This window comes from Ammoniphilus resinae, assembly GCF_017873965.1.
In the GTDB taxonomy this organism is placed as follows: Bacteria; Bacillota; Bacilli; order Aneurinibacillales; family RAOX-1; genus Ammoniphilus_A; species Ammoniphilus_A resinae.
On sequence record NZ_JAGGKT010000038.1, the window covers coordinates 1 to 14,461 of the forward strand.

The following is a 14,461-nucleotide window of genomic DNA, read 5'->3' on the forward strand; positions in this document are numbered from 1 at the left end:
TACACAAAAAAACAAACGGCATAGGTTTTTTTCCATGCCGTTTTGCATTCCATTTTTATTCCCAGTCCTTCTTTGAGCCTAACTTAATGACATTGACCTTGGAGTCCCTCTTTTTTGTTTGCTATATTATTTTTCTGAAATCTCAATTTTAAGATCTAAATCCTTGCCAGCTTCTTTTGAAGTAACGATGATTACCTCATCATCAACCTCGATATCATAGGCTTCATCGATATCGTCATTCTCCTCTAAAGCATCAGCGATCTTTGAGGCGATTACCTCAGCTGTTTCGTCTTCTTCCACTTTTACTTCCAGCTTTTCATTGATTGTTCCATCCTTAAACACAACAACCAATGTTCCATCTGCTTCTGCATCTGACTTCACTGTGATTTTAGCGGACTCAGCTACCGCTTCCCCTTCTGAGCCCTCTGTCATTGTGCTGTCTAGGCCAAGTTCATCAAGGGCACTGCCGTAAAAGCGAAGCGTTGGTGTTTCATCCGAAGGACTGTTGGTTGTTTCAAATACGAAACGGTCATCCGAATCATCGAAGGAAACTTTTACTCGATCTTCCTCATCCAATGCATCTGCAATGGCTGCCTCTAATTCATCTGCAACCTCGTCCCCATCATCTTGGCTGCCATCAATTGCGCTTAAATCAACAGATTCGGCGGTCTCTTCATTCAGAACAACGAAAAGTGTTTCATCTTCTAAATCCGGTGTTTCATCGGATACTTTGCTACCTTTCTTTACTGCTTCCTCAAAATCATCGGATTTCTCCCCATCTGTCAGCTTCTCTATTTTGGTATCCACATTTGCTAGTTCATCTGTTGTGTACGCATAAACCTTGGTGATTTCTCCATCTTTAAGGACAACCTCAACCTTCATTCCTACTTCTAAGGAATCTAGGTCAGATGTTTTGTCATCTACTTTAATGATCGCATCATCAGCTAACTTATAGGTCTTTGAATTGATCTTTAATTCTTCATCGTCTTCATCAATTGCACGAATAGTTCCTTCTATATCGGTATCTAAATCTACGTCAATATCCCCATCGAACTTATCCATCAAACGCTTGACAAAAAGCGACATTTCCGCACGTGTGACTGGCTTGTTCGGTTTAAAGGTCTTGTCTCCATATCCTTGAACCAAAGATTCCATTAGGGCAATGGATAAATAAGCTTTTTCTTTATCGGAAAGATCTTTAATATCCCCGAAGAAGATATCCTCTCCATCTAAATCTTCCAAATCGGAATGCAGCGCATTCACTAACATTTTCACAATAAACAAACGAGTGGCCGGCTTGTTTGGCTGGAACAGGTCATCGATCGTGATAATATCGTTCACAAGAGCCAACTTTACGGATTCTTTTGCCCAATCTGGGATATTCTTGCCTATGTAAAGATCACCTTTATCAAGATCTTCATTTTGCGTTAACATGTTCATGACCATTGCAATTGCTTCAAGCTGTGTTACAGGCTTGTTCGGCTGGAAAGTATAATCAGAATACCCTTTAATAATTTCCTTTGCAGCTAGCAATTCAATCGTAGCCTTTGCCCAGTGACGATCCACGTCTTTAAATTTAATTTGCTTTACAAATTGTTCTACTTTTTTTGCTTGTCCTTTTGCCTTTCCGTGATTTCCATTCCCATTACCATTTCCTTTTGCATCAACCGCTGCCCCAAAGGATAAAGTTAGTGTCCCAGCTAATAATGCGGGTAGAATTTTATGGCTCCACTTTTTCATATGTCGATTCCTCCTCTATTTTGTATAACTATCAACTCTATCGACATACTTTTCGTGGTAATTATTTCTTTTTGGGGGGGCTTATACAAAGTCAGGAAAATTTTCTCTTTGAAATAAAAAAAGATTGAACCAAAATGGTTCAACCCTCTACAACCAGGTCTCAGCCCACTGCTGAATTTCCTGAATTACCGGCTCCAGATTCTTTCCTCTTTCGGTTAAGACATATTCAATCCGAACGGGAGTATCTGGATAAACCTTTCGTACTAGGATCCCAGCATCCTCTAATTCTTTCATTCGCTCTGAGAGCACTCGATCGCTCATATCTGGTATTTGCTCTTTTATTTCCTTAAAACGGCGTGGCCCTCCAAGCAATACTCGGATGATCAAACCCGTCCATTTTTTCCCCAATATATCTATAGCGGCCTCGTATCGTGGGCACATAGAAGAATAATCCATAGTGAGCCCCCTTCATTACGTTTCTTACTTTTACTATACTCCATCTGAAGTAAATTGTAAAAAGTAAGTTTCAATTTTCCATGATTTTTCTTACCGCAGGGAGATCTGCAGGGGCCCAGCTTAATTCCATTAATTGCTCCACCTTCATCCATCTAAGCTCCTCATGCTCTTTTGGAATCGGTGTCCCCTCCACAATCTCTGCACGATAAGTTTGTAAATTGACCTGCAATGCTGGGTATTCATAATCCGTTACTTCAACCCGATCATGGACTTTTATCGTACAACCCAATTCTTCCTTAATTTCACGGACAAGAGCCTGCTCTGGAGTTTCTCCTTGCTCTATTTTTCCGCCAGGAAATTCCCATAGCCCCTCTTGGGACATATTCTTCCCTCGTAACGCACATAAAACCTCATTATCTCCTGCAAAAATCACGGCACCAACCACATAAACTTGTTTCAATCAACCATTCTCCTTGTAGTGAAGTTAGTATTTAGAATACACTAATTTTGCCCTCTTCATAAGTTTAATTTCGTATTTTTCTGGGATTAAAAGTTTCTCCACTCGGTAAAATTGGGCTCCTGCCTATCAACTAGTGCCCGACATCTGAATAGGCTAAGTAATATAGTGAAAATGAGGGATTCCTATGAGCTTTTTTGAAGACAACGGTTGGTGGGTGATTGTTCTTGTCGCAATAGTGCTCCTATTTTTGCTTGAGGATGAAGGGGGCGGGGGATTTTTGGATTAGATGGCCTTTTTACTGTATGGGGAAATGATTAGGTGGAGAACGTCCAATTAACCCTGTCTTTTCCCCTTTGGATAGGCGGCTTAGTTGGATATTCTCCATTTAAACTTTACTTCATGATCTGGGTAACAAACTGATGAACCGATTGATACAAAATGGAAATATCCGATCCATAAGAAATACAGCTAAATCCTTTTTCTTTCCAATACATAGCCTCCTGTAAATTAGGAACAAGTCTCCCACAAGGCTTATTGTATTTTTTACAGGTTTGAATCAAGTGTTCCATCGCCTCAACAAATAAAGGATGTTTAAATTGACCCGGAATCCCCAATGTTTGCGAAAGATCAAAATGACCAACCCAAATCAAATCTACTCCATCCACTTGAATGATTTCCTCCAGGTTTTCAATTCCTTTCGCAGATTCAATTAGTGGAACCACGAGCGTCTCCGCATTTGCCTGTTGCATCGTCTGGGTTACTTCGGACACCCGATAATCATCATGAGCTATACCGAAAGCCGTCCCCCGTTTCCCATGTGGGTAATACTTTGCAAATTGTACAACATCGGAAATTTGTTCTGCCGTCTCGGTCATTGGAACAATTATCCCTTTGGCGCCTGCATCTAAAGCACGGGCAACATAATGATACTGTCCTACAGGAACACGCACGATCGACAGTAGGTCTGCTCCTTTACAATAACGTGCCATCTTCTTAATGGTATTGATGTCAAATCCGCCGTGTTCCATATCCAATACCACAAATTCCAATCCTGCGTTTTTTAAGATTTGAGCAATGCCTGGTGTGTCCAGTTCCATCAAAAATGTCCCGAGAACCATTTGTTTATCCAAAATTTTCCTCTTAATTTCTAAAGTACTCATCACATTTCTCCATTTCATATAGTTTGGGATATGGGGTTACCTTCTGCTTTGCTGTCCTATTTCTTTCTGCAATTATATGCTATTACAAAATATTGAATTTATCAACTATTCTATTTATTAATGTTTTACCCAAAAAAATACCACCAGATATACCCTGGTGGTTATAACAAAAAAATACTCTTATATGAGTGATCCTAGTAACGATCTGGCGAAAATGAAAGGAACAGTAATGACGTCCTAGCTATTCATCTTTCAACAAAATCACATGTACCTTCCCCGGACCGTGCACTCCAAAGGCCAAATCCATTTCAATATCGCCTGTACGGCTTGGGCCGGTAATGAAATTGATGCAGGCAGGAAGTCCCTCGGAGACTCGTTCGTGGACCTTCTGGACGGCCTGGGTCAATCTTGGGACGATGTCTTTCTCTGAAAGAATGCAAAGGAATTTTGGGGGAAGAAGGCTTACGAGTCTCCCTCTTCCGCCTCCATTAAAGAGCACAACGGTTCCTGTTTCGGCAAGCCCAAGGTCCGCAAAAACAATGCCAAGATCGACGTGTGCTGTCCTCTGCTTCATTTCTTCTTCATTTTCATTCGGATCCCAACGGAAGGCATCGATCTGATTCTTCTCTAACACATCGGACAGGCAAAGGGAATCTAGGGCTTCATCATCCCAATAAACAGTGGAGCGTACCTCGAAGTCCTGAATGACATTCCCTAGGGAAGCTGCAAATTGATCGCGGCTGATCCGGTCTACCTTTGTGTTTAGCTGCCCGAGGTTGGTGATGAAATCCTCTATCAACTCCTCATGCGATTTCCCTTCATAGAGGTGAAGGTATGGCTTTGATTCCCATTTTGGTGGTTCAACTCCAGATCTTCTTGGACGGCCCAGTTTGCTGGCAATATTGTTTAGAAAATCTTCCTGTTTTTTCAGATCCATTATTGGTTCCGCCCCTTTCCTTCCTTTTTCCACCACTCTCTAAAGGACTGTTTCGCAGGCTGCGGCAAGTCCCGGACATCTGTCCAACCGCCTAACATCCCTGGTCCTTTACTGATTACGCCATCCTTCGCCAAAAAGCCCATCCCTGAATGTGCCAATTTAACAGCTGTTTCATAAACAGATGGATGACTAGTAGCGAAACCAAAACCTTTAAACGCCATCTTTTCGGAGAATGGCGTGAGTCCCATTTCCACTTCATCCTTACGATGTTCAATCAACAGATCATGCAATGGGATTTTCACTGGACAAGCTTCTGAACAGGCTCCACAAAGACTTGATGCATAAGGGAGTTCAAGCCATTCTTCATATCCGCCTAAAAGTGGGGTTAAAACCGCGCCAATCGGTCCGCTGTAAACTCCGCCATAAGCATGTCCACCAATGTGACGGTAAACTGGACAAACATTCAGACAAGCACCGCAGCGAATGCAGTTCAATGCTTCTTGGTAGGCCGTCCCTAGGATGTTGGAGCGCCCATTATCGAGAATGACCAAATGAAACTCCTCTGGACCATCAGAGTCTTCGCTTTGTCTCGGCGAGTTAATTCCTGTAACGTACACACTGATTTTTTGTCCGGTAGCACTCCGTGTCAACATGGAAACAACCATATCAAGTTCATTCCATGTGGGAACAATCCTTTCCATCCCCATCATCGCGATGTGGACTTTCGGTACTGTTGTGGTCAGGCGGGCATTTCCTTCATTACTCACGAGCACAACAGAACCAGATTCGGCCACGGCAAAATTACATCCAGAAATCCCGATGTCTGCTTGCAGGAACTCCTGGCGCAGCTTCTCTCTGGCAAAAGCAGTGAGCTCCGTGGTTTCATCGGAAAGCTGTCTTCCTGCAACCTTGGAAAACATTTCTCTCACTTGCTCCCTTGTTTTGTGAATCGCTGGAGCAATCAGGTGAGAAGGGGTTTCGTTGGCCAGTTGAATAATGTACTCTCCTAAATCCGATTCAACGACCTTAATTCCCATATCTTCCAAGTGCTTATTTATATGGACTTCCTCAGATACCATGGACTTGGATTTCACCACAGATTTAGCGTTCTTTTCCTTGGCAATCCCGGTTATAATTTCTACAGCATCATCTGAAGTCGCTGCGAAATGCACATGTCCCCCATTTTTCCTCACATTTGTGACCAATTCTTCAAGGTAACTATCCAGGTTTGCAATCGTATGGCTGCGGATTTGTGAAGCGAGCTCTCTCCATTCCTCAACATTCCCCAACTGTTCAGCAGCATTGATTCTTCCCCCACGAAGCCGATCCTGTGTCAGCGGAAGGGCCTTTTTTAGAATCGGATCAGCTAGGGCTTTATCTACTCTTTCATTAAAAATTAAAGGATGTGCACTCATCTTACTTTTGTCCCCCTTCTGCCAGAACTTCAGCTACGTGCATCACACGAACCTCTTTTCCTAGCCGGCGAAGTCTTCCCCCAATATTCATGAGGCATCCCATATCAGATCCGATGAGCACATCAGCTCCTGTAGTTTCGATATTTTTAATTTTCTCATCCACCATTTTTTCCGAGATATCACTCATCTTCGCAGCGAAAGTCCCCCCAAAACCACAACAATCATTGCAATATGGCAGATCTTCCATCTCTAAATCTTCCACTTGACCTAATAATTTAATAGGTTCCCCTTTCAGCCCCAGTCCCCTCGACATATGACAGGAATGATGGTAGGTTGCATGTGCAGGAAATTTCGCTTCGATGTCTTCTACTTTCAACACGTGAACTAAAAACTCGCTAAATTCATACGTCTTATCGGCTAATTCTATTGCTCTTTCTTTCCATTCCGGCTCGTCTTTAAAGAGGTCCGGATAATAATGGCGTATCATCGAGGCACATGACCCGGAAGGGGTCACAACCATTGGGCTATCTGCAAACGCTTTGATCAATTGTCTTGCAGACTCTCTTGCTTCTTTATGATACCCGCTGTTAAATGCAGGTTGTCCACAGCATGTCTGATCCTGCGGGAAATCCACTTCCACCCCGTAACTACGCAGAACTTCCACGACATTCATCCCCACCTTTGGGTAAAAAACGTCAGCTAAGCAGGTAATAAATAGAGAAACTTTCAAACTTGATTCCTCCCCCGAAAATGCCAGCATCTAATAATCAGGTTATCAGATGATTAAGTAGTTTCTATTGAATGCTTGAATTATATCATAATTAAAATTCCCTCAATAGACTAATTTCGACAACTGCTTTAACGTTCAAGCAATCAGATTCACTTGAAGGGACGAAAAGCCTGGTAGGATACCCCTTTTTTAACGGTTCTCCCTTTTGCTTGAAAAGTAAAAAGGCTGTTGAAACATCTTCCTTGCTAATCTTCTGTTCAAACCCGTCACCAGCCTTGAACACTAAATGCGTATAGTCTGAATCGACCCCCATTTCCTCTAGGACACGCCCAACGAAAACAGCTTCTCCATTTTTTCGCGGAGCAAAGTCTTCGACTGGAATACTAGGATCCTTCCAGTTTTCAAAGTCCTCAAAACTGCACCTAAATGACTGGTGTTTTAAGTCTGTTACTGTTACCTTCCAATCGCTCACACCTTTACACCCCTTCCTGATCATGTTCGAGGTTGGCTCTTAGCAGCTTCAACGCATGTGGCAGAACATCTGCGATCGATTCGAAACATTCTTTGACCCCTTTTGGGCTCCCCGGCAGGTTAATAATCAAGGTGTTCCCGCGAATTCCCGCAGCGGCCCGAGAGAGTATGGCAAATTTCGTATTGACCAAAGTAGCCGCTCGCATTCTCTCGGGGATGCCCGGAACCTCCCGCTCGATGACAGCTTTTGTTGCCTCAGGAGTTACATCGCGGGCAGCAAAACCGGTCCCCCCAGTAGTGAATATCAGATCACATTGCGTAACGTCAGCTAATTCGATTAGCGACTTCTTAATCCATTCTTGCTCATCCGCTACCACCTCATGCTGAATAACCTCGCCATTAATGGACGACACCAGTTCTTTTATTACAGAGCCACTGATGTCCTCACGTTCCCCTCGACTACCTTTGTCACTGGCCGTAAGAATTCCTACTTTCCATTTGTCCATAAAAAATCCTCCCTATTAAGGGGTTAAGCCCCCGTTTCATCCCGTATTATCGATGAAAATCTCCGCTTTTTCCTCCCGTTTTCATTTGCAGGTAGGTTGGACCAATGATCATCCCCTTATCCATTGCCTTACACATGTCATAAACAGTCAGAGCCGCAGCACTGGCCGCAGTCAAAGCCTCCATCTCCACACCTGTCTGACCCGTTGTTTTCGCCTTCGCTTCAATATGTAATTCAGTATTAGAAATGATTTCAAAGTGAATATCCACACCTGTTAAAGGAATGGGATGGCACATTGGAATCCATTCTGAGGTTTTCTTTGCCGCCATAATTCCTGCCACTTGGGCGACAGCCAGCACATCCCCTTTTCCAATCTTTCCTTCTTTAATTCGCGTCATCGTATCCGCCTTCATCTCGACACGACTTACTGCAACCGCTTCCCGTTTTGTCTCCTGTTTATCTGAAATATCCACCATTTTTGCCCGTTGTTGTTCATTAAAATGGGTTAAGTGATCAGCCATTTCCCTTCCTCCTATATTTGCATCATTTTACTTATTATAGCAAAAGTTCCTGTTTCATAAGAAGGACGCATTCACAACATACTAATTCGAAACCCTAAAGGACAACTAGATGGTTTTTTAGCACGAAGAAAATCGACGTAGTAAAAAAGCCAGCAGAAAAAGGAGGACGAGATATGAGAGCCTTTCTTTTACTATTTCTAATTCTTAGTTTTATGACAAACGATTCGGCATTCGCGGATGAAGAAGGCGTCTACTTATTAGTCAATAAATCCAAAAACCAATTATCCGTCATGCTTAATGATACTCCCGTATACCACTTTTCCATCTCCACTGGAAAATCTGCTCATTTAACACCAGAAGGAACATATTTTGTGATTAGAAAAGTAAAAAACCCCTGGTATATTCCGAAGAATATACCAGGGGGCGATCCTAACAACCCGGTTGGAACCCGTTGGATTGGCTTGAACGTTCCGGGGACCAATGGCTATAAATATGGAATCCATGGCACCAACAACCCAAAATCGATTGGAAGCCATGCCAGCGAAGGCTGCATCCGGATGAAGAACAATGAAGTAGAGTGGCTTTTTCGCCATATTCCTTTAGGAACAAAGGTCTTGATCCATTAACCAAAGAGATTGTAATAATCATCCATGGTGATTAAGACCTCCCGGGGCTTACTGCCTGACTGGCCGGACACATATCCTTCTGCTTCCATCAAATCGATCAGCCTTGCCGCGCGATTGTATCCGATTCGAAATCTTCTTTGTAATGATGAAGCTGATGCCTGTCCCTGTTCGATGGTAAAGAGCAATGCTTCCTCAAACAACTCGTCGTCTTGTTCACTAGAACTAGCACTTGTAACCCGATTCAACTCTTCTTTATCAAAAAGATAAACAGTTTTTTGTTGCTTCTTCACATGCTCAACAACTTGCTCAATCTCATCATCGGAAACGAAGTTTCCCTGTAAACGAACAGGCTTTGCCTGTCCACTTGGATAGTAAAGCATATCCCCTTTTCCAAGCAAGCGCTCCGCACCGCCCATATCAAGAATCGTCCTAGAATCGGCTTGCGATGACACGGAGAAAGCAATTCGGGAAGGGATATTGGCTTTAATAAGTCCTGTAATGACATCAACAGATGGACGCTGTGTGGCAACGAGCAAATGAATTCCACATGCCCTTGCTTTTTGCGCAATCCGACAGATCGCTTCCTCTACGTCATGAGGAGAAACCATCATCAGGTCTGCCAATTCATCAATCACGATAACAATGTAGGGTAGCTTTTCATTCCCCTCATGCTCCATCATAGAATTATATCGCTCAATGTCCCGAGCACCTGATTCGGCAAATTTTTCGTATCTCTTATCCATCTCCACTACAGCCCACTTTAACGCGGCTGTAGCTTGTTTCGGATCTGTCACAACAGGTGTAAGTAAATGAGGAATATGATTGTATGGCGCTAATTCCACCACCTTCGGATCAATCAGGATCATCCTTACATCCGAGGGCTTGGCTTTATACATTAAGCTTACGATAATCGAGTTGATACATACACTTTTTCCCGACCCTGTTGCTCCGGCAATTAATCCGTGCGGCATTTTCTTTAAATCCCCAATAACAGGAGCTCCGGAAATGTCACGCCCTAACGCAACAGAGAGTGACGAAGATTTCTCCCTGAACTCATCTGATTCAAGAATGGAGCGGATAAAAACGGGGGTGCTGACTTCATTCGGCACTTCGATTCCAATCGCTGATCTCCCAGGTATTGGTGCTTCCATCCGGATATCTTTGGCAGCTAGCGCTAATTTGATATCATCGATTAGGTTCGTGAATTTATTGACTTTAACCCCAGGTGCTGGCTGCAGTTCATATCGGGTGACTGTTGGTCCTTTCACAACCCCAATGACTTCTGCCTTGACATTAAAATTCTCCAAGGCCAGTGTTAACTTATCAATTTGTTCATAGATATAATTATCATCGACAGAAGTTGACTGAGGCTCCATTTGCAGCAAATTAGCGCTCGGAAATTGATAAAGTTCACTGTAGGTATCATCTTGCTTTTCCCATGATATTGCCGTTTTACTGCCGACATTAGCGTCAGTTGTTGGGCTATGTTCAGGTTCCTCTTGTTTGCTTTCGTTATTGGTGTTTCCGATCTTATCTTCATCCTTCGTTTCAACCGGAACAGAACGCTTTGGAAAAGCAATCACATTCGATGAAAGCGGCTGGTCATGAGAGTTTACAGGATCATCCTTACGGGAGTGATCCCTATTTGATTGGTCTGGATGTAATACGTATGGTTTGTCCAATTCATTTAGCTGTGACTGATCCAAGTGAGACACATCTGGAAAAGACTGATCTATTTGAGAATCATCCGGTTGAGATGGAACAAATGCAGGTTTATTCTGATATTCCCTTACTAGTCTGCTTTGACTTGTTATGTCTTCCCCATCGCTAGGGTTATCAATGGTAACTTTTACTTCCGGAGGGGAAATAGATTTCCACTTCGCATCGTCCGTTTCTTCATTCGTATGTAAATCCATATTACTCGTCGGTTTTTCTTTAGGGGGATCAGCAAAAGACATTCTCCCGTATACCGGTGATATAATCTCAGATGGTTGGAACTTTTTCCTTGAAGTTGCTTCCGTACTATTTGGTTTTATATGTTCAACAGGCGCCCTAGGGGCCTCCATCGGTTTATATAAATTATGAGTTGACCTTTTCAACTTGGGATCCTGGTTGCTTCTAGGAGGTCTCTCTTTTGAGATCCGTTCATCCGGGATAACTGGAAAGCGAAATTCCCCACCCCCCTTAGCCCCCTTTGGATAGACAGTACGCGTTCGTACATGTACATCGGGGTGAATGGGATGCTCGTCATTGTTCACCTTTTCCTCGATCGTAGAAGATGCATCCTTCTCTATTCCCAACCATTCTGCTAACTTTCGAAAAACATCCTTCAACTTTACAGTCACTTCCTTTTGATAAAACACTAACTGCTTATTCTATAATCTTAACATGGGGGCAAAAAAACCTAAAGCCTGGATCTTTGTTAGGCTGTGGAAAGTGTGTTTAGGTGCAGCATTAGTGTTGGACACTGCATAAGCTTTGTTGGTTAATTTTAAATAACCGGAAAATCCCTCTAAAGTAAAGAAATGACTAAGTTCCAAGATAAAAGAAATGACTAAGTTCCAAGATAATAACGGTAATTTAAGGCTGATTGGGCAAAATCCACTAGTCATAATGGTGGAGAATTTCTCATAACGCTGATGAAGACCTTTCCTCGCGTTTTTCTTACGGGATTTGTCCTTCATAACCCCGATGAAGACCTTTTCCCACGTTTTTCCTACGCAATTTGTCCTTCATAACCCCGATGAAGACCTTTTCTCGCCTTTTTCTCACGGGATTTGTCCTTAACACGGACCCTCTGTACGATAACTTCCGGGATCCCATTTAGTAAAGAATGTACAATAAACCAATGCTTCAACTTTTTTAACGCAAATAAAAAATCACGTTAATTCAATAACGTGATTCGATTAATCAATATGTATGGTGGGCCCAAGTGGACTCGAACCACCGACCTCACGCTTATCAGGCGTGCGCTCTAACCAGCTGAGCTATGGGCCCTTCTTCGATGTTAGCAGATATTATTCAGCATAATCGCAGTAGGAATAATTTTAAATGGAGCCCTCTTCGAGGACTACTCTTATTATTCCAGCAGGATGCATAATCGACGTTGTAGGAATAATAACTGATGGAGCCCTAAAGGACTTCTTTATTTCATTCCAGCCTAGAAGATAATTCGACGTAGTTGGAATGAACATTAATGGAGCACTCTTCGAGTACCACTTATATTATTCCAGCAGGATGCATAATCGACGTTGTAGGAATAATAACTGATGGAGCGGACGACGAGACTCGAACTCGCGACCCCAACCTTGGCAAGGTTGTGCTCTACCAACTGAGCTACGTCCGCAATGGTGAGCCATACTGGACTCGAACCAGTGACACCCTGATTAAAAGTCAGGTGCTCTACCGACTGAGCTAATGGCTCACAATGGCTGGCCCACCTGGATTCGAACCAGGGCATGACGGATTCAAAGTCCGTTGCCTTACCGCTTGGCTATGGGCCATTTCTAAGGGTATTACTTGTTAAAATATGGTGACCCGTAGGGGATTCGAACCCCTGAATGCATGCGTGAAAGGCATGTGAGTTAAGCCGCTTCTCCAACGGGCCAAAATAATATAATCTTTTTATGGTGGGCCCAAGTGGACTCGAACCACCGACCTCACGCTTATCAGGCGTGCGCTCTAACCAGCTGAGCTATGGGCCCCTGGAGCACTCTTCGAGTACTACTCATATGAATCCAACAAAGAAGTATCTCGACGTAGTAGGATTCATAGCATATGGAGTCCTAAAGGACTTCTTTATCTCATTCCAACAGAGATGAAAATTCGACGTAGTGGGAATGAACATTAATGGAGCGGGTGAAGGGAATCGAACCCTCGCGACCAGCTTGGAAGGCTGGAGTTCTACCATTGAACTACACCCGCATTTGTTTAGCTATGGTGGACGATGACGGATTCGAACCGCCGACCTCTACGATGTCAACGTAGCGCTCTAACCAACTGAGCTAATCGTCCTTGATATATATGGCGGAGGGAGAGGGATTCGAACCCCCGTGGGCTTGCACCCTAACGGTTTTCAAGACCGCCCCGTTATGACCACTTCGGTATCCCTCCATGTAATGGCAGGGACAGTAGGAATCGAACCCACACTGGAGGTTTTGGAGACCTCTGTTCTACCGTTAAACTATGTCCCTAAATTAAATTGGTTGCCCTCTTCGAGGACCACTCTATTGCTTACGAAAGTAGGTTAAATCGAGGTAGTGCGCAAGCATATATTGGTTGCGGGGACAGGACTTGAACCTGCGACCTTCGGGTTATGAGCCCGACGAGCTACCAACTGCTCCACCCCGCGATCATTTATGGTAGCGGCGGAGGGGATCGAACCCCCGACCTTACGGGTATGAACCGTACGCTCTAGCCAGCTGAGCTACACCGCCATAAAAAATTTAAATATTCTGGTGCACCCTTTGGGTACTACCATCTCATTCCAGCAAGAAGATCATACGACGTAGTAGGAACGAAAGATAGATGGTGCTCCCGACAGGAATCGAACCTGCGACCTCATCCTTACCATGGATGCGCTCTACCGACTGAGCTACAGGAGCAAATGGCGGAGAGTGAGGGATTCGAACCCTCGCGGCAGTTGCCCACCCTAACGGTTTAGCAAACCGTCCCCTTCGGCCTCTTGGGTAACTCTCCATGTAAGATGAGATATGGCAGAGAGGAAGGGATTCGAACCCTCGATACGCTCATCACGTATACACGATTTCCAATCGTGCTCCTTCGACCACTCGGACACCTCTCTATGATTCTAACTTGACAACGACCATTTCGCAGCGTATGAATCAACATCTTCGAAAGACTTCACGCTCGGCATTGAAACGTTCCACTTAATTTCGCTTATTGCTTCTTTGAATATTCTTCAATATACGTTTCAATACTCTCTAGGAGAGTGTCGTACATCGGAGTATATTCAACCTGGCAACGACCATTCCGCAGCGTATGAATCATCATCTTCGAAAGACTTCACGCTCGGCATTGAAACGTTCCACTTAATCCCGCTTTTTGCTTCTTTGAATATCCTTCGATATACGTTTCAATACTCTCCCGGAGAGTGTCGTACATCGGAGCATATTCAACCTGGCAACGACCTACTCTCCCAGGGCTTATACCCAAGTACCATCGGCGCTGAAGAGCTTAACTTCCGTGTTCGAGATGGGAACGGGTGTGACTTCTTCGCCATCATCACCAGATCTTGAAGGATTATTCCTTCAAAACTAGATAACTGTAAGTTTTCCAATGCGTTTGTTTGTTGGTTAAGCCCTCGACCGATTAGTATCCGTCAGCTCCATGCTTTGCAGCACTTCCACACCGGACCTATCAACCTCATCATCTTTAAGGGGTCTTACTGGATTAACTCCATGGGAAATCTCATCTTGAG

14 protein-coding genes, 15 tRNA genes and 2 rRNA genes are annotated in these 14,461 nt (G+C 43.8%); 1 reads left to right on the forward strand and 30 read right to left on the reverse strand.

Going from position 1 to position 14,461, the window contains the following annotated elements; genetic code table 11:
* Nucleotides 1-126: 126 nt before the first annotated feature.
* The 10 genes from J2Z37_RS24750 to moaC all read right to left on the reverse strand — a co-directional run bounded on the left by J2Z37_RS24750 (nt 127) and on the right by moaC (nt 8,395).
* Nucleotides 127-1,740, reverse strand: a complete 1,614-nt coding sequence (locus tag J2Z37_RS24750; protein WP_209813020.1) for an S-layer homology domain-containing protein — start codon at nt 1,738-1,740, stop codon at nt 127-129.
* 147 nt (nt 1,741-1,887) lie between these two features.
* Nucleotides 1,888-2,196 (reverse strand): winged helix-turn-helix transcriptional regulator, encoded by a 309-nt coding sequence (locus J2Z37_RS24755; RefSeq protein ID WP_209813021.1) that lies wholly within the window; start codon nt 2,194-2,196, stop codon nt 1,888-1,890.
* A 70-nt stretch (nt 2,197-2,266) separates the two neighbouring features.
* Nucleotides 2,267-2,656 (reverse strand): (deoxy)nucleoside triphosphate pyrophosphohydrolase, encoded by a 390-nt coding sequence (locus J2Z37_RS24760; RefSeq protein WP_209813022.1) that lies wholly within the window; start codon nt 2,654-2,656, stop codon nt 2,267-2,269.
* A 392-nt stretch (nt 2,657-3,048) separates the two neighbouring features.
* Nucleotides 3,049-3,816, reverse strand: a complete 768-nt coding sequence (locus J2Z37_RS24765; protein WP_209813023.1) for an HpcH/HpaI aldolase family protein — start codon at nt 3,814-3,816, stop codon at nt 3,049-3,051.
* A gap of 241 nt (nt 3,817-4,057) precedes the next feature.
* Nucleotides 4,058-4,753, reverse strand: a complete 696-nt coding sequence (locus tag J2Z37_RS24770; protein WP_209813024.1) for a LutC/YkgG family protein — start codon at nt 4,751-4,753, stop codon at nt 4,058-4,060.
* Nucleotides 4,753-6,168, reverse strand: coding sequence for a LutB/LldF family L-lactate oxidation iron-sulfur protein (locus J2Z37_RS24775; protein ID WP_209813025.1), 1,416 nt, complete (start codon nt 6,166-6,168; stop codon nt 4,753-4,755). The genes J2Z37_RS24770 and J2Z37_RS24775 overlap by 1 nt, the downstream gene beginning before the upstream one ends.
* Nucleotide 6,169: 1 nt before the next feature.
* Nucleotides 6,170-6,898 carry a (Fe-S)-binding protein gene (locus tag J2Z37_RS24780; RefSeq protein ID WP_209813026.1) on the reverse strand — a complete coding sequence of 243 codons (729 nt, stop codon included), beginning with the start codon at nt 6,896-6,898 and terminating at the stop codon, nt 6,170-6,172.
* A gap of 91 nt (nt 6,899-6,989) precedes the next feature.
* A complete protein-coding gene (locus J2Z37_RS25955) occupies nt 6,990-7,370 on the reverse strand; it encodes a molybdopterin-dependent oxidoreductase (protein ID WP_342453887.1) in 381 nt (126 codons plus the stop codon).
* Between the two features lie 4 nt (nt 7,371-7,374).
* Nucleotides 7,375-7,875, reverse strand: coding sequence for a molybdopterin adenylyltransferase (gene mog, locus J2Z37_RS24790; protein WP_209813028.1), 501 nt, complete (start codon nt 7,873-7,875; stop codon nt 7,375-7,377).
* Between the two features lie 46 nt (nt 7,876-7,921).
* The gene (gene moaC / locus J2Z37_RS24795; protein WP_209813029.1) at nt 7,922-8,395 is read right to left on the reverse strand and encodes a cyclic pyranopterin monophosphate synthase MoaC; all 474 of its coding nucleotides are present in this window, start codon (nt 8,393-8,395) and stop codon (nt 7,922-7,924) included.
* 173 nt (nt 8,396-8,568) lie between these two features.
* Between moaC and J2Z37_RS24800 the strand changes: the two genes are divergently transcribed.
* Entirely contained in the window at nt 8,569-9,021 is a 453-nt protein-coding gene (locus tag J2Z37_RS24800) for a L,D-transpeptidase (protein WP_209813030.1), read from the forward strand.
* Here the strand turns inward: J2Z37_RS24800 and J2Z37_RS25960 are convergent.
* The 20 genes from J2Z37_RS25960 to J2Z37_RS24900 form a co-directional block, all read right to left on the reverse strand.
* On the reverse strand, nt 9,018-11,384 hold the full coding sequence (locus J2Z37_RS25960; RefSeq protein WP_342453888.1) for a DNA translocase FtsK: 2,367 nt from the start codon (nt 11,382-11,384) through the stop codon (nt 9,018-9,020). The two genes, J2Z37_RS24800 and J2Z37_RS25960, sit on opposite strands and share 4 nt — an antisense overlap.
* A 12-nt stretch (nt 11,385-11,396) precedes the next feature.
* Nucleotides 11,397-11,705 (reverse strand): hypothetical protein, encoded by a 309-nt coding sequence (locus J2Z37_RS24810; RefSeq protein WP_209813031.1) that lies wholly within the window; start codon nt 11,703-11,705, stop codon nt 11,397-11,399.
* Nucleotides 11,706-11,737: 32 nt separating this feature from the next.
* Complete coding sequence (locus J2Z37_RS24815; RefSeq protein ID WP_209813032.1) at nt 11,738-11,878, reverse strand: hypothetical protein; 141 nt, start codon at nt 11,876-11,878, stop codon at nt 11,738-11,740.
* Between the two features lie 63 nt (nt 11,879-11,941).
* A tRNA-Ile gene (locus J2Z37_RS24820) sits at nt 11,942-12,018 on the reverse strand.
* A gap of 273 nt (nt 12,019-12,291) precedes the next feature.
* Nucleotides 12,292-12,367: transfer RNA gene (locus tag J2Z37_RS24825), tRNA-Gly, on the reverse strand.
* Between the two features lie 2 nt (nt 12,368-12,369).
* Nucleotides 12,370-12,445: transfer RNA gene (locus J2Z37_RS24830), tRNA-Lys, on the reverse strand.
* A 4-nt stretch (nt 12,446-12,449) separates the two neighbouring features.
* Nucleotides 12,450-12,524 (reverse strand) — tRNA-Gln (locus tag J2Z37_RS24835).
* Between the two features lie 27 nt (nt 12,525-12,551).
* A tRNA-Glu gene (locus tag J2Z37_RS24840) sits at nt 12,552-12,628 on the reverse strand.
* Between the two features lie 20 nt (nt 12,629-12,648).
* Nucleotides 12,649-12,725 (reverse strand) — tRNA-Ile (locus tag J2Z37_RS24845).
* A 146-nt stretch (nt 12,726-12,871) separates the two neighbouring features.
* Nucleotides 12,872-12,945 (reverse strand) — tRNA-Gly (locus tag J2Z37_RS24850).
* A 13-nt stretch (nt 12,946-12,958) separates the two neighbouring features.
* Nucleotides 12,959-13,035, reverse strand: a tRNA-Val gene (locus tag J2Z37_RS24855).
* Nucleotides 13,036-13,045: 10 nt separating this feature from the next.
* Nucleotides 13,046-13,134: transfer RNA gene (locus tag J2Z37_RS24860), tRNA-Ser, on the reverse strand.
* A 6-nt stretch (nt 13,135-13,140) separates the two neighbouring features.
* Nucleotides 13,141-13,214: transfer RNA gene (locus J2Z37_RS24865), tRNA-Trp, on the reverse strand.
* Between the two features lie 82 nt (nt 13,215-13,296).
* Nucleotides 13,297-13,372 (reverse strand) — tRNA-Met (locus tag J2Z37_RS24870).
* A gap of 8 nt (nt 13,373-13,380) precedes the next feature.
* A tRNA-Met gene (locus J2Z37_RS24875) sits at nt 13,381-13,457 on the reverse strand.
* 92 nt (nt 13,458-13,549) lie between these two features.
* Nucleotides 13,550-13,625, reverse strand: a tRNA-Thr gene (locus tag J2Z37_RS24880).
* A 3-nt stretch (nt 13,626-13,628) separates the two neighbouring features.
* A tRNA-Ser gene (locus J2Z37_RS24885) sits at nt 13,629-13,719 on the reverse strand.
* 15 nt (nt 13,720-13,734) lie between these two features.
* A tRNA-Ser gene (locus J2Z37_RS24890) sits at nt 13,735-13,825 on the reverse strand.
* A gap of 333 nt (nt 13,826-14,158) precedes the next feature.
* Nucleotides 14,159-14,273, reverse strand: a 5S ribosomal RNA gene (gene rrf, locus J2Z37_RS24895).
* 59 nt (nt 14,274-14,332) lie between these two features.
* Nucleotides 14,333-14,461: ribosomal RNA gene (locus J2Z37_RS24900) — 23S ribosomal RNA — on the reverse strand; the annotation flags it as partial.